Origin of the sequence: Streptomyces sp. P17 (genome assembly GCF_032436805.1) — a bacterium.
Lineage (GTDB): Bacteria > Actinomycetota > Actinomycetes > Streptomycetales > Streptomycetaceae > Streptomyces.
This window is the reverse complement of record NZ_JAVRBF010000113.1, coordinates 1-14,115: the sequence shown is the minus strand read 5'-3', so window position 1 is coordinate 14,115 and position 14,115 is coordinate 1. Positions and strand designations below refer to the sequence as shown.

Sequence of the window (14,115 nt, the reverse complement as noted above, 5' to 3'; positions counted from 1 at the left end):
CTGGCCGGCGGTGGGGGCGGTGCCCCCAACCGGAGGCCGCGCGGGGATGAAGGCCCCGCGGGTCCCTTCCGGGACCCGGCACCGTGCGGTCGATGCGGGGCCCCTCCTGTGTTTGCGGTGCCGGCTTTGGTTTCGGCCGGCCGGGGTCAGGTGCGTCGGCGCGGGATGCGCGTCCGGTGCACGAGCGGGATGCCGAGGCGGGCTGCCACGGTTTTTTCCAGGGCGGAGACGACATGGTCTGGGGTGGCGTCACGGAGCGGGATCACCCAGTACTCAACCCACTCGTCCCGCTTCGACGTGCTGCGGTTGATGTGCTGGCTGAGCCTGGTCGCGGCGGCCCCCCGGTTCAGGGCCCGGGTGGGGCGGGTCTTTCCGCAGTAGCAGGCGTTGCCGTTGCGGTTGACCGCGATGTAGATGGCCTTGTCCTCGTACCCGGAGTCCTCGCCGATGGGGATCGGCTCGGGCTGCGGTTCGACGATCCACTGGCCGGCGAGCCGGGCGAGCATGGCGTACCGGTCGTCGGTGACGGCAACGACGCCGGTCCAGGTGGTGTCGGTCATCAGCGCGGCTCGGCCTCGGAGATGCCGCCGAGGTCGCTGCCCATGTAGCGGAGCTGCTTGACGGACGGCTCCACGGCGATCCAGGGGAGTTTGGTGTCGGTGCCGTTCTCCTTGCGCAGGGCGATCAGGTCGTCGAGGTCGGTGGCGGCCTCGGTGAGGGACTTCTGGAAGGTCGTGAGGGCCTTGTCCTCGAGTTCGGTGGCGGTGGGGTCGTTCTGGTAGCCCTCGCGGTCGAATCCGTGGTTGGCAGCGAGGCGCAGGTGGGCGTTGAAGTCGCTGCCCTTCCACTTTTCGCGCTCGACGAGGTGGCCGTCGGCCCACCATCGCGGGGGCAGCCCGGCCCGGATCCGCTTGATCGCGTCGGCGAGGACCTGTCGGCCCTCCTTCGTGTCGAGGACGGTCTTGATGACCGTGCCGACGCCAGCGCGCATGACCTTGATGTTGCCCACGATTTGCTCGGCGGAGCCGCCAGGGGCGAGGAGGTAGCCACTGGTGACGAGGGTGACCATGGCGAGCACGCCGAGGAGCAGCCGGGCGGGGATGTCGCCGATGTCGGCGCGGCCGAGGAGGTCGTCCACGGCCTGGTCGTTGTCGATGTTCTCGACGGTCCACTCGTGGTCGGTGAGGGCCTGCCACAGGCAGCCGGTGTCCAGCGCGGTGCGTACGGGCGCCAGCTTCTCCTTGGGGAGGCTGGAGTAGGAGCGCAGGCCGAGTTCGACGATCGGGCCGCTGCGGTGGGTGACCTGGAGGCGGCGCTTGTCGAGCTTTGAGGCCATGATCGCGTTCAGCCGGGGCTCCTTGCGGGTGAGCTGCTGGACGACGTACGTGAACCGCAGGTCGCGGAAGGCGGGGTTGAGGCCGAGGGACTTCATGGCGTCGGTGACATCGGCGCGGCCGAGGAGGACGGCCCGCACGGCCTGGGCGTTGTCACCGAGCTCGCCGGCGTCGAACAGGGCGGTGACGATCTCCTCGGCGGTGACGCCGTTCTGCGAGGACGGCTCGAACGACTTCACCCCGACGTTCATGCGCATCAGCAGCGAGCGGACCGCGACGGGGAAGCGTCCCATGCCCATGGACGGGTTGTCGTCGGTGTAGCCGACGATGACCTGCACCGGGACGGTCATCGCGTTGAGGAGCCTGGCGGCCTGGTCGCGCTTGGCACGGGCGGCCCTGCTCGTGCCGGTGGCGGCGTTGATGTCGCGGTGGGCGTTCTTGACGATCTCCCGGACGAGATCGCGCCGCTCGGCGAGGGGAAGCCGCATGAGGTGGGACGGAAGCAGACTGTCGGGGTCCTTGGCGTTGGTAGGGCGGATCGAGCTGGACGGGACCGTGATGCCGGCGGTGCAGGACGCCCAGCGGCTATTGCCGTCGACGATGCTCAGGTCGTCGTCGGGGTGGCGTCCGGGGTTGAGGAAGGTGACAGGGACGGCCGTCAGGGGCCGCTCCACGATGCGCCGGCCGACTTCCTGCGGGTTGTTCTTCCTCACCCCCTTGGACGCCCGGTCGATAGCGGCGAGGAGGTCGTCCATGGCGTCGGCGTAGACGAGGGCGGCGTCGGTGTCGTGCGCCGTGGGCATGGCCAGGACCCGCTGGCTGTCGCTGGTATCCGGGTCGGCCGCGTAGTGGGCCTCGTCCAGGAGCCGGTCGTTCTCAATCGCAGGAGACAGCATCAGTGTGTACGCGCGGTAGGTGATGATGCTCAGCCAGCCAGTCTCGACGCGGTGGCGCTCCAGGCGGGCGCCTTCGAGGAGTCCGGGCTCGACCGCTCCGAACGCGATCCGGCGCACCGCGGCAGGGGAGATCTGGACGTCGGGGTGGTCCTTTTCGAGGAACTTGATCGCCTTGGTGGTCTTGCTGACCGGCTCGACGCGGTGCTCGAACGGCGTCGAGCGGTCGCCGGAGCGGATGTCGATGACCTCGATGCCGTCGATGTCGTCGTGCTCGTCGGTGATGTCGATGGTGCTCACAGGGCCTCAATCGAATGGGCCGGCGCGAGGCGGGCTCGCGGCCGGTGACCGGCGTACGCGAGCAGAGCGCCATCGAAGCGCAACGCACCCGTGCCCGCTCGGTGAGGACCGCGGTCCGTCACGGGGCTGACCCGGCGTCGCTTCGGTGACCCGCAGGCGGATCCGGGTACCCGCCCCGTGACGTACAGGCGGCGTACTCAGGTCTTGCCGGTGGATACCGCGGTGTCCACCGGCTGCGCAACAGGCCGCCCTCGGCGGCGGCGATTCCACGAGCGTACCGCCATCCGAGCAGGCGCAGCACACAAGTTGACGGGCCTTCCGATCCGGCTGGCCGTGACCTGCATGATCTCGCCCGACGGCCCGTCAGGGGTGGTTGGGGGGCCTACCGGGTCCGGCCGGGCCACCGCGACGGGCCGCACCGCCGAGGTGCGGCATCTGTGAACGCGAATGCCGCGGACCCGCGCTTCACCCGGCCCAGGGATTCGAGTTGCGACGGGCCCACGCCCGCAGCCAGCCGGTCGAGCAGTTGTACGACGGCCTCCAACACGTCAGGCCGGCACCAAGGGCGGTGCCGGCCTGACGTGGCGGCGGGCGCGGGCCAACGCGCCTGCCAGGAGTCCTGAAGCGGTTCGGGCTTGCGACCAGGCGCCGTCAGGAGGACACCGGCAGCCTCGCCGCCGGTGTCGTGCTGGAACCACCGTCTTGCTGATACGGCCTAGGCCGCAAGTCGGCCGGAACAAACGGTGGGCCGCCAGGAGGGCAGCGGGCGCGCAACCCGTCGTCGCCGGGCCGGTTTTGGCGGGCCGGCCGGTCGGCGGATTTCACGGCGGGACGGGGAACACCGGCGGGTCCAGCAAGCCGCACACCGGACAAAAGACGCACCGGGGCGGGGCGGCGGGATACCGGGGCGTGGAAGGCTGTGTGCCGCGCAGCCCGACTAACGGCAGGGCCAACTGCCTCTGAGCTGCGTCACTTTGCGACCAGTAGCCCCGGCATGCCGTCGGCGGCCCCCGTCAGGAGGAGTCCTGCGCACCATGAGCCTTCCCTCGCACCCGGCCGGGCCCGCCCCGGCCTGCACCTGCGCACCCACCGCCCCTAAGGCACCGGAGCCGGCAGGCGGCGGTGAACCGGACGGCGCCGCCGGGCGGTTCGGGCCCACCCACGCGCTGATCCTGCTGATCGCCGTCCTCGGGCTCGGCACCGGCCTGTTCCTCGCCGGCACCGAGCTGGAGACCGTCTTCGCCCTCCTGGGCGGCTGCGGCGCGATCGGCGCGGCCACCCTCACCGCCGCCGGCGGCGGCCGCCGCCTGATGAGCGTCCTCGTCGAGGCCGCCGTACGCTCCGGCGCGGGCAAGTAGGCGCCGGACATGATCCGTTGCCCCGCCACCGTCCCGGACCGCCACTTCGCCCGTCTCGCCGGGCACCTGAGAGCTCTGCGCGGCGCCGCCCGGCTGACCCAGCGCGCCCTGGCCGACGACGCCAACATCTCCCGCGGCGCCGTCCAGCGCGCCGAGTCCGGCACCGCCCCGCCCACCGCGGCCGTCCTCAACGCCTACCTCCGCGCCTGCGGCGCCGGCCCGGCCGACCAGGACAAGGCCCGCCGCCTGCACGCCCTCGGCCGCACCGCCCAGCGCGGCAAGCTCCCCGGCCTCAAGGCGCCGGCCCCCCACCTCGTCCGCGACGCGCGCGACTTCAGCCTCGTCCTGGCCGCGGCGTACGAAAGGGCCGGCGCCCCGCCCCTGCGCGACTTCGACCGGCCGGGCCGGGCACGGGTGCCGCTCGCCACCGCGTCGCGGATCGTCAACCGCCAGGCCCTGCCCTCCAGTCGCCAGCAGCTGATCACGTTCCTCACCGTGTGCGGCATCCCTCCGGCCGCACAGCGCCCGTACCTCGACGCCTACCACCACGTCACCTCCCAACGCAGCACCCGCCCCGCACCCCCGCGCAGGCAGCTCACGCAACTGATCCGCCGCACCCACCCGCTCCCCCTCGCCCACGGCGGACCGGACACCGGCGCCCACTACGACTTCGACCGGCTCGCCGCAGGCATCAGACCAGTCCTCGAAGCCCTCACCGCCTACCACGCCCGCTACGACGTCAACCGGCTCGCCGCAGGCATCAGACCAGCCGTCGAAGCCCTCGCCGCACACGGCGCCCGCTACGACGTCGACCGGCTCGCCGCCGGCATCCGACCAGCCGTCGAAGCCCTCGCCGCGGCCCCCGCCGTCCGCAACGCCCCCGCCGCCGCGACCGCGGGCGTCCAGGTGTTCGCGGACGCCCTCGCCGTCATGTCCCGGTCGGCCATCCAGGAAGCACACCGCAACGGCACCACCCCACCCGACTGGATCACCGCCACCAACCTCCTCACCCACGGCATGGGCTTTGCCCGACCCGACGGCCCTCCCCCTGAACTGCCGGCGGCCCCCGCCCCCGTACCGCCGCCACCCGCGCCCGCCGCCTGACCACCACCGCGAGCAGCAGGCCGGCCACCTCACGGAGCAGGGAAGTTGCCTCATGACGGCGGGGCGCAGCAGCGGGCGGAGCGGGTACGGAGCAGCACGTCGACCAGCGCGGCCGGCCGTTGGCCGGCGGTGGGACGTGCCCCCTGCCTGGGGCCGCGCGGGGATGAAGGCCCCGCGGGTCCGCAGAGGATCAGTAGTCCAGGAGGGGGCCGGGGCCGCTGGCCCCGGGCGCTGGGTGCGTCGGCGGAGCAGCACCGGCCGTCTACCGCCGGGCGGTGCGGGGACGCGCTCAGGCCTCGCGGGGGATCTCGGCCTCCGGGTCGTAGCCGTGCGCGACGGCATGGGCGTAGAACGCATCGAGGGCCACGCCCAGGCGGCGCCCCTCGTCCGTGTCCGGCAGCGAGGGCCGGGCCGTCCATTCCTCAAGGACCGCCTGCTGTGCCTCGTCCGGCAGGTCCCCGAACTCCAGCCCGGAGAACTCCTTGGGCATGCCCCTGCACAACTGACCCAGCCTCTTGACCAGGATCTCGGGCAGGCCTTCGGGCGCCTCCAGCACGCCTTGGGCCGCGTCCGTCAGTCCGTCCACGACCAGGCGGCCCTCATCGGAGCCGAACACCCCGTGCACGTCGAACTCCGGCCCGATCAGCCGGGCCCGCGCCAGGTCGGTACGGACCTCCACCTCGGTCTGCAGGCCGAGATCGCACTCGGTCACCCGCGCCCGGTCCCGCCGGGCGCTGTAACCGGCGTTGTAGCCGGCGTCGTCCGCGGCGAAGGCCAGGGCGACCACGACGTCCGGGGCGAGGACGGCGCGCAGGCCTTCACCGTCGCCGGCCCCGGCCACCGCGAGCACCGGCACATCGAGGTCCCGGGCCAGACGCCGCAGCTCCCGCCCCGGCCCGTCGAAGGCCCCCGCGGCGTGCGCCGGCCCGCGCAGGCCCGGCAGCGCCTCAAGCCCGTCGACGACGACCAGGCGCAGCCCCTCCAGGCCCCCGGCCAGACGCGCGAGCTCGCCGGCCCCGGTCCCAGGCCGGTCCTCGATCAGCAGCCGCGCGGCCTCCGGCCCGGCGCTCAGCTCGGCCACCGCGGCCCGGTCCGCCCTCTTCAGCCGCCCCTCGCGCAGCGCCCGGTAGCCGACCCTCAGCTCGCCGGCCATCACCCGCGCGGCGATGTCCCGCGCGGAGGGCCCGAAAGCCGCGTACAGGACGGCGCCCGCGTCCCGGAACAGCGCCGCCCGCACCGCCCCGCCGGCCAGCAGTCCCCCGCCGGCGCCCGGCCGTCCCTCACCGCCCGCCGGGCCGGAGACGGTGACCAGGTACAGCCGGCCCGGGTGCAGACCACCGCCGAGAGCCTCGTCCAGGACCCGCACCAACGTCGACACCGGCGCCCGCGCACCCAGCAGTGACGCGGCCGCCTCGGCGAGACTGCCGGGCGCCGGCCCGGGCAACACCTCACCTACCCGCGTGAAACCCACCGCACAACCACCGCCAAGACCACCCGCCGCCACTACCCTGCACAACGCCGCAGCACGGCCCGCTCCCCCATCAACGACCGGCGGGCAAACTCCCCGGCCAAGGGACACAAGGCGACGGGCCAACCATGCGACCAGGCCGCCGGGTTCCGCCGAGACACCAGAGCGCGGGGACATCCGCCAGCACCCGGTGCCCGCGGACCCAGGACGTACGACGAACAGCGAGCCCAGCCCGGCGCCCGAGCGGTGGTGGGCATGCGCGTAGTCCAGCACCAAGGCGATGCCGGACCGACGTGCCGGCGGGCGCGGGTCCAACGCACCCGCCAGGGTTCCAAGACGGATTCGGGCTTGTGACCAGGAGCCGTCAAGAGGACACCGGCGGACTCACCGCCGGCGTCGAGCTGTCCACCACTGCCGCGGCGGCCGCAGCGAGACTCCCAGGCAACCGCCGGCACTCCAGCCACTCACGGCCACATGCCACCAATCCAGGTGACGCCCAATGACGCCACCGCCAGAACAAGCCCAACCACGAGGCTCTGGGGAAGCGCCGGTGCGCCGGGGACGAGATGCCGGCTATGCGCCGAACGCAGCAGGACGAACCGGAGTAGCCCCCAACTCGCCATAGCGACGCCGACGAGACCAGACACGCCGAAGAGGACGAATCGGTAGTCCATCAGTCACTCCACTCGATGACAGTTCCGGTGGCATCGGGTTCCCAGCACTCCACATCCGCGAGGTTACGGCCCCGGGGGCACACGACCCCCGCGTCCTACCGGTCGTTGGCGGTCGGGGTGGTGGATCTCATCGCGGGTGCCGGACAGGCGGGGTGCAGCCACCGGAGGGCCGAATCATCAGCGGCATCGGCCGTCGAGACCGAGCCGGAAGCCTGGATCGAGCGACGGTCGGGATGGACCTCCTGCAACTCCACTGTGCGAAGCTCCCGTTCACGCTCCTCGGGCTGGGCCTGCCGCCGGCACAACCTGTCATCCGTCCGGCCCGGGGACCGCAGGGCCCCCGGGCCGGACGGGAGTTCGGCGAGCGCGCCCCGGGACGCGGGAGGGCGAGGCCGAAGAAATCTATCCACAGGCGATTGGCCGCAGCCTGGCGGCATGTCCTCGACTCCCGTTCTCGACGCGCTGCCCCTACACCGGCAGCTCGACCTGCTCGCCCGCCCCAACCAGGGCCGCGAAGCCCTCGAAGCGCAACTGCACGCGCGACTGGATGCATACGGGGCCTCCTGCGCACGTCCGCCCGAGCAACGCGGGCACCTGCCGACACTGGCGATACTCGGAGGCGACGGCCTGTGGCACCTGCAGCTGGGCGCCGTGATGATCTGCTCTGGCCGTTACCGGCCCGAACCGGCCCCGCACAGCAGCGCGCTGGAACCGCTGGACGGCACGGCGATACGCCACGAACCCTGGTTCGCCTTCAGAGATGCCCGCCCAGTCTGGGACGTGCGGCTGACCAGTGAGCATCAGCACCCCCAGCACGTCCCTCCAGGCCTGCGGTGCCCGGTCCGATCCGAGGACGGAGATTGGGACCCCTACCGCTCCCCCGTGCGCAGCAACTGGAAAAGCCGCAAGCGGTCGCGGTACATCGACGCGGCCGGACGCATGTGCCACGCGTGCGGCGAGAGCCTGGGACAAGACCTCGAGTACGACCGCTACACCGAGCTCATCCGCGGAGTGCTCTGCCAGTACTGCAGCGGAGCCGTGTACGAATGCCCCCATCCCGATGGCTGCTACCGGGCCGACTACCTCAACCATCCGCCCGCTGGCCACCTCCGAGAGCGGTACTACACCGGCGGCAACCGCAACGACCGCCCGCGCCTGCGTGGGGCAGCGGCGTAGCCGGACGAACGGCATCCCTTGTAGTCGGTGCCGGCCATGAACTGGTCCTGGTAGACGCGGGCCAGAGACGGAAGGGCTCCTCAAAGACGTCGGCCTTGTCGTCGTCTTCGAGGACCGCGTCGGGGACCTCGCCGTACGTCTCCCCCATGATCACGCAAGCCCAGTTCTCGAGGTCGGCTGTGGCATCCGCGTCCTGGGCGACGGCGTCGATTTCCTGTGACGCCGAACCTTGACCGTTTGCCACGAAACTTTGACCGATGGCCTGCGCGCAGAGTCGGCTGAGCGCTCGGTGCACGACCAGGCATGCAGGATGTAGCAATGGAGAACGAAGTGCCGTTGTCCGGCGGACGCATTACCCCCGGCGTGGTCAGGGTCGGCCGCACCGTCCGGCGGCCGGCCACCGCGTCGTCCTCGTTCGTTGCCGAGCTGCTCGGTGACCTCCGGCGGCAGGGCTTCACCGGCGCTCCGTGTCACCTCGGGTTCGACACGGCAGGCCGCGAGATCCTCAGCTACCTCCCCGGCTGGGTGCCCGCCCGCTTTCAGCGCTGGACCGACCCCCAGGTGGCCGCTGCTGGCTCCCTGCTCCGAGCCTTCCACGATGCCACCCGCACCAGCCGCCTGACCGGTGACCATCCCGTGGTCTGCCACCACGACCCGGGGCCGAACAACACGGTCTTCGCAGACGACGTCCCGGCCGCCTTCATCGACTTCGACACCGCCGCCCCCGGCGACCCCCTCGAAGATCTCGGCTACATGGCGTGGACCTGGTGCATCTCCTCCAAGCCTGACGCTCCGCCCGCTACCGTCCAGGCCGCACAGGTACGCATCCTTGCCGACGCGTACGGGCTCGACGCCACTTCCCGCTCCTGCCTCATCGATGCCGCGCTCGACCGCCAGACCCGCAACGCCCAGTGGTGGCGCAGCCACCTCGCGCGCCCGTCCCCGCACGTCGCCGACGACCACGAGATCGCCGGGCGAATCCGGTGGTCCGAGCGGGAGTACGCCTACACCTCGGCCAACCGCACGACCTTCGACGCAGCTTTGGACTGACAATCTGACGGCGGCCGTGGAAAACTCCCCATAGGCGGCCATTTACGGCCCCACTGATGGCCAGCGGTTTCCCCGCGGACGGCCAGATATCTCCCCGCTCACAAGATCCAGATCCCGGTCGGCGAGAGTCGGGCGGGTGAAGAACAGCAGGGAGATCATGGACATCCTGGAGGCATACGACCTCACGGGCAGTTACCGCGCGGCGGCCGAGCTGGCCGGGTGCGACCACCACACCGTTGCCCGCTATGTGAAGATGCGGGCGGCCGGGCAGGCCCCCGAGGCCCGCCGGCACCGGGACCGCGCGATCGACGCCTACCTCCCCAAGATCGAGGAGCTGGTGGTCCGCTCCGGCGGCAAGATCCGCGCGGACGTGGTCCACAAGCGCATCACCGCGATGGGCTTCACCGGCGGGGAGCGCACCACCCGCCGCACCGTGGCCGAGGCAAAGGCCCAGTACCTGGCCGGGCGGCGCAGGGTCTACCGGCCCTGGGTCACCGAGCCGGGGCTGTGGCTGCAGTATGACTACGGCGACGGCCCGGTGATCGGCGGCCGGAAGACCACGCTGTGGTGCGCGTGGCTGGCCTGGTCCCGGTTCCGGGTCGTCATCCCGATCTGGGACAAGACCCTGCCCACCGTGACCGCGTGCCTGGACGCCACGTTCCGCAGGATCGGCGGGATCCCCGCGTTCGTGCTGACCGACAACGAGAAGACGGTCACCACCGACCACATCGCCGGGATCGCGGTCCGCAACCCCGAGATCGTCGAGGTCGCCCGGCACTACGGCACGACCATCCGCACCTGCCTGCCCGCCGACCCGGAGACCAAGGGCGGCTCGGAAGCGACCGTCCGCATCGCCAAGGCCGACCTGGTCCCCAAGGACGTCAACCTCCTGGAGGAATACCGCACGTTCGCCCAACTGGAGTCCGCCTGCCGCGAGTTCTGCACCGAGGTCAACGCGCGGGTGCACCGCGCGACCCGCCGCACTCCGGCCGAGATGCTCGCCGAGGAGCGTCAGCGGCTGCACCCGTTGCCCAGGCAGCCGTTCACCGTCGCGTTCGGCACCACCCGCCGGGTCAACTGGGACGCCACCATCTCGGTGGAGGCGGTGCGCTACTCGGTCCCGCACGAGCTGATCGACACCCGGGTCTGGGCCCGGTTCCACGGCGACGAGCTCGTCGTCACCGCCGTCGGCACGGACGGCACCGCCACCGAGGCCGCCCGCCACCCACGCGGAACCCCGGGCAGCCCGGTCATCGCCACCGAGCACTACCCCCAGCGCGAGGACAAGGACGGCGACCGCACCCCGAAGGCCACCAGCGCCGCCGAGGCCGCGTTCTTGATGATCGGCCCCGGCGCCGCAAGCTGGCTCATCGAGGCCGCCACCGCCGGCACCCGCCGCGTCAAGGCCAAGATGGCCGAGGCCGTCACCTTGTCAAAGCTCTACTCCCCGGAGGCAGTTGACCGCGCTCTGGGCACCGCCGCGGTCACCGGCCGCTTCGCCGAGAAGGACCTGCTGTCCATCCTCGACTACCAGGCCGGCCGCGACACCGCCGAGCCGACCCGCGCGAGTGAGACCCACAGCCTGCAGCCCGGCACCTCCGCCTGGGCCGGCTTCGGTACTACCGCGACCCCTATATCCAGCACCGAAGAAGAGGACCGCATCTGATGGCCACCCCGCTCCGCCAGGTCCACGGCTCCACCGGCGACCCGCTGGCCGAGGCGATCGAGCTGACCCGCCGCCTGAAACTCCCTCACCTCCGCCGCACACTCGCCGACGTGATCCCCACCGCGAAGGCCCAACGCTGGGACCCCGCCGAGGTCGTGCGCGTCCTGCTGGCCGAGGAGGCCGCCGGTCGCGACCGCGCCAACCTGCACACCCGCCGCAAGCGCGCCGGCTTCCCCGCCGGGAAGACCTTCGGCGACTGGGACGAACAGGCGTCCTCGATCCCGCGCGCCACCCAGGACGCGCTCAAGACCCTCGAATGGGTCCGCCGCCGCGAGAGCCTTTGTGTCTGCGGACCCTCCGGCACCGGGAAGAGCCACTTCACCGAGGCCCTGGGCCAGGCCGCGGTCGAGGCCGGGATGACGGTCGCCTGGTTCACCATCGAGGACCTCGGCGCCCTCGTCCGCCGCCACCGCGCCGACGACTCCATCGCCCGCGCTCTGGCCCGGATCATCCGCTCCGACTTGATCATCGTCGACGACATCGGCCTCCTCCCGGTCAGCCCCGAGGCTGCCGAGGGCTTCTACCGGCTGGTCGACGCCGCCTACGAACGACGCGCGCTCGCGGTCAGCAGCAACCTGCACCCCTCCGGCTTCGACGAGATCATGCCCAAGACCCTGGCCACGGCCACCGTCGACCGGCTCATGCACCATGCCCACATCGTCGTCACCCAGGGTGACAGTTTCCGGCTCGCCCAGGCCACCTCCGGCCAGGGCGTCAAGCCCTTCAGCTGACCACGACACCACCCACGGCGGGGAGATAACTGGCCGCCGTTGGGGAAGCCCAGATGGCCGCCAGCGGGGACAACTCCTGGCCGCCTACGGGGAGAACTTCAAGGCCATTGACAACAATCCGGCGCTCTGACGATCCTTCGACCTGCGCAATCAACTTCGATGACACAACCCGCGTTCATCAAAGGTCGATGGCACGCGGTCAAGGAATCGGTGTCACAGGACAGTCGAGGAGGCGGTCCCGGCAGTCACGGCAGACGTCGAGCCGTCATACCGGCCAGTACGACTCGATTGTGTGACGGCTGCACGTCACGCTCGCCGCCTCGCTCGACGGGCCGCGCGACGGCGCCACGCTCTCGACCGGCAGCGGCCGGAGCAGTACACCGTGTCCTGGCGGCGGTGGCCGCCGGCGAAGGTGATCTGGCCGCACTCCGGGCAGGTCAGCAACCGGATGATGCCGGTGTCGCCGTTCCATTCCGCGTCGGCGAGCATCATCGCGAGCCCCCACGACCGGTCTGTCCTGCGCTGCTCCCGGTACCACCGGGCCCGGCAGACGTCATCGCAGTACCGGCGCCTGGCCGACGCGCTCCTCGGCAGCCGAGCCCCGCAGGAGTCGCAGTAACGAATGCGGGCCACGCCTTCAGGGTCGCTCGCCGGAGCCTCTCCCGCAGGCCAGGCCCGTGCCATCGGAACTCGTGAACAATCCCTCGACCAGCACTGACCACCACCCGGACCGGCAGGTGACAGACCGCAACGTACCGCTGTCGTCAGACACACCACCGAGCCGGACTGATGCGCACCCGGCGCGCCACTCAGCCGCACCACAGTCCAGAACCAGACGCCACAGAGGACGACACAGCCCGCAACCGGTTCACGCAAGAGGGCGGTGCGCGCGTCGGCATGCGGTCCCACGGCAGCCGGTCCGGTAGCCGCGAGGGCGGCCGCACAGGTCTCCGCCGACGCACAGCGCGACCGCGGCCTCGTCGAGCGCGGCCCGGAAGCCCTCGTCACGGCGGGCGAGCCCGAACACCCGCCCCGGCGACACCTCCGCCCGAGCAGCGGCCTCCTCGATGCTGTCGACGTCTCCGGCCGAGACCAGTTCGAGGACCTGCCGACGCCGCTGCTCCGGGAACGCCGCATCGGCCAGCGCACGACGACGCTCCCGGGAGTCGGCGTTGTGCCAGGCCAGGCAGTCATCGCACCCGCAGCCGAGGCGCCACAGCGTCGACGGGGCGTAGCGGCTGTGGTCGAGGGCGGGCGGGTCGGTGTCGGCGGCCGCGATGAGGGCCGCGCCGGTCCACACCCGCTGACGGCCGTCGGCGCCGGGCACGCGTTCCCACTCCGCTCCCGGGAACCAGCCGCTGAGGATCAGGGTGTTCGTCGACGACCGGGCCAGACCGAGGAGTTCGGAGAGGTCGGGCGCGCGGTACCGGGCGTCGGGGTCGATGCGGTCGAGGACGCGGGCGAGGGGGTGGTCCATGGTTCTCTCCCTGGGCATGGGGGTGTCTGCTGCGGTCACCTCCGCATGTGCGGAGCCCAGCTCCCTGGCACGCCGTGTCCAGGGGCGATACCCCCGCGTCGGCGGGGAAGAGTTGGCGTCATGATGGCACACGCCGCCGACATCGTGGCCCGTGATGGCTTGACATGCGTCAGCCGCAGGTCAGCGGTCCCATGGAGACATGGCGACCACGATGTCCGTGTCGTTCGGCCTGGTCTCCGTGCCCGTTCTAGTCGCGCCCGCCACGGAAGACCACCGCATCCGCCTGCATGAGGTGCACCGGCGCTGCGGAGGGCGTATCCGACACCGCAGGGTGTGTGAGCTGGACGGCCAGGAGGTCGCCTATGCGGACGTGGCACGCGGCGTGGAGGCGCCGGACGGCACGATGGCTGTGCTGGACGATGCCACCCTGGAGCGGCTGCCGCTGCCGACCCGGCACGTCATAGAGGTACTCGGGTTCGTCCCCGGCGACACCATCGACCCCATCTCCTACCAGCGCGCCTACTACGCCCGCCCCGCGGGCGCGGCCGCCGAGCGGCCCTACGAGGTCCTCGTTGCCGCGCTGGCCCGGACCGGGCTGGTGGGGATCGCCAAGACCGCCATCAGTTCACGCGAGCGGCTGGCTGTGCTTCGACCCCGGTCCGGGGTGCTGACGGTTCACACCGTCTTTTGGCCGGACGAGATCCGTGAGCCGGGCCCTGCGCCCACGCTCCCGGTCACCGACCGCGAGCTAGACCCATCCTCCGCACGTAGCGGTATCGGTTGAATCCGCTGGTGGGCCGTGACGGCGGGAGGGGTGTCGGTGT

12 protein-coding genes are annotated in these 14,115 nt (G+C 71.7%); 7 read left to right on the top strand and 5 right to left on the bottom strand.

What is annotated here, in order from left to right; all coding sequences use genetic code 11:
* Positions 1–146: 146 nt before the first annotated feature.
* Together RMT89_RS38630 and RMT89_RS38625 are read right to left on the bottom strand one after the other, a co-directional pair.
* Positions 147–560: a hypothetical protein gene (locus tag RMT89_RS38630; protein ID WP_007500527.1), complete on the bottom strand. Its 414-nt coding sequence runs from the start codon at positions 558–560 to the stop codon at positions 147–149.
* Positions 560–2,527 (bottom strand): hypothetical protein, encoded by a 1,968-nt coding sequence (locus RMT89_RS38625; RefSeq protein WP_007500525.1) that lies wholly within the window; start codon positions 2,525–2,527, stop codon positions 560–562. Before RMT89_RS38625 ends, RMT89_RS38630 begins: the two co-directional genes overlap by 1 nt.
* A 1,034-nt stretch (positions 2,528–3,561) precedes the next feature.
* On the opposite strand from RMT89_RS38625, the gene RMT89_RS38620 reads away from it, so the two are divergent.
* Both RMT89_RS38620 and RMT89_RS38615 read left to right on the top strand, forming a co-directional pair.
* Positions 3,562–3,885, top strand: a complete 324-nt coding sequence (locus tag RMT89_RS38620; protein ID WP_007500524.1) for a hypothetical protein — start codon at positions 3,562–3,564, stop codon at positions 3,883–3,885.
* Positions 3,886–3,894: 9 nt separating this feature from the next.
* A complete protein-coding gene (locus RMT89_RS38615; RefSeq protein ID WP_007500522.1) occupies positions 3,895–4,989 on the top strand; it encodes a helix-turn-helix domain-containing protein in 1,095 nt (364 codons plus the stop codon).
* A gap of 289 nt (positions 4,990–5,278) precedes the next feature.
* On the opposite strand, the gene RMT89_RS38610 is transcribed toward RMT89_RS38615, so the two are convergent.
* Positions 5,279–6,433, bottom strand: a complete 1,155-nt coding sequence (locus tag RMT89_RS38610; RefSeq protein ID WP_315888433.1) for a DnaB-like helicase C-terminal domain-containing protein — start codon at positions 6,431–6,433, stop codon at positions 5,279–5,281.
* Positions 6,434–7,566: 1,133 nt separating this feature from the next.
* Here RMT89_RS38610 and RMT89_RS38605 point away from each other — a divergent pair.
* From RMT89_RS38605 to istB, 4 genes are all read left to right on the top strand, one after another.
* Positions 7,567–8,307, top strand: a complete 741-nt coding sequence (locus RMT89_RS38605) for a hypothetical protein (protein ID WP_139063644.1) — start codon at positions 7,567–7,569, stop codon at positions 8,305–8,307.
* A 318-nt stretch (positions 8,308–8,625) separates the two neighbouring features.
* A complete protein-coding gene (locus tag RMT89_RS38600; protein WP_007503753.1) occupies positions 8,626–9,357 on the top strand; it encodes a phosphotransferase family protein in 732 nt (243 codons plus the stop codon).
* 136 nt (positions 9,358–9,493) lie between these two features.
* Positions 9,494–11,023: an IS21 family transposase gene (gene istA, locus RMT89_RS38595; protein ID WP_007503751.1), complete on the top strand. Its 1,530-nt coding sequence runs from the start codon at positions 9,494–9,496 to the stop codon at positions 11,021–11,023.
* On the top strand, positions 11,023–11,814 hold the full coding sequence (gene istB, locus RMT89_RS38590) for an IS21-like element helper ATPase IstB (protein WP_007503750.1): 792 nt from the start codon (positions 11,023–11,025) through the stop codon (positions 11,812–11,814). Before istA ends, istB begins: the two co-directional genes overlap by 1 nt.
* Before the next feature lie 306 nt (positions 11,815–12,120).
* On the opposite strand, the gene RMT89_RS38585 is transcribed toward istB, so the two are convergent.
* Both RMT89_RS38585 and RMT89_RS38580 read right to left on the bottom strand, forming a co-directional pair.
* Positions 12,121–12,447 (bottom strand): hypothetical protein, encoded by a 327-nt coding sequence (locus tag RMT89_RS38585; protein WP_078509060.1) that lies wholly within the window; start codon positions 12,445–12,447, stop codon positions 12,121–12,123.
* Positions 12,448–12,682: 235 nt separating this feature from the next.
* Positions 12,683–13,291 carry a hypothetical protein gene (locus RMT89_RS38580; protein ID WP_007503748.1) on the bottom strand — a complete coding sequence of 203 codons (609 nt, stop codon included), beginning with the start codon at positions 13,289–13,291 and terminating at the stop codon, positions 12,683–12,685.
* Between the two features lie 199 nt (positions 13,292–13,490).
* Between RMT89_RS38580 and RMT89_RS38575 the strand changes: the two genes are divergently transcribed.
* Entirely contained in the window at positions 13,491–14,075 is a 585-nt protein-coding gene (locus tag RMT89_RS38575; protein WP_315888432.1) for a Ku protein, read from the top strand.
* The last annotated feature ends 40 nt before the right edge of the window (positions 14,076–14,115 follow it).

Coding starts and splice junctions, on each gene's coding strand:
- RMT89_RS38630 (WP_007500527.1), bottom strand. CDS start 560: ATGACCGACACCACCTGGACCGGCGTCGTTGCCGTCACCGACGACCGG.
- RMT89_RS38620 (WP_007500524.1), top strand. CDS start 3,562: ATGAGCCTTCCCTCGCACCCGGCCGGGCCCGCCCCGGCCTGCACCTGC.
- RMT89_RS38615 (WP_007500522.1), top strand. CDS start 3,895: ATGATCCGTTGCCCCGCCACCGTCCCGGACCGCCACTTCGCCCGTCTC.
- RMT89_RS38605 (WP_139063644.1), top strand. CDS start 7,567: ATGTCCTCGACTCCCGTTCTCGACGCGCTGCCCCTACACCGGCAGCTC.
- RMT89_RS38600 (WP_007503753.1), top strand. CDS start 8,626: ATGGAGAACGAAGTGCCGTTGTCCGGCGGACGCATTACCCCCGGCGTG.
- istB (WP_007503750.1), top strand. CDS start 11,023: ATGGCCACCCCGCTCCGCCAGGTCCACGGCTCCACCGGCGACCCGCTG.
- RMT89_RS38580 (WP_007503748.1), bottom strand. CDS start 13,291: ATGGACCACCCCCTCGCCCGCGTCCTCGACCGCATCGACCCCGACGCC.
- RMT89_RS38575 (WP_315888432.1), top strand. CDS start 13,491: ATGGCGACCACGATGTCCGTGTCGTTCGGCCTGGTCTCCGTGCCCGTT.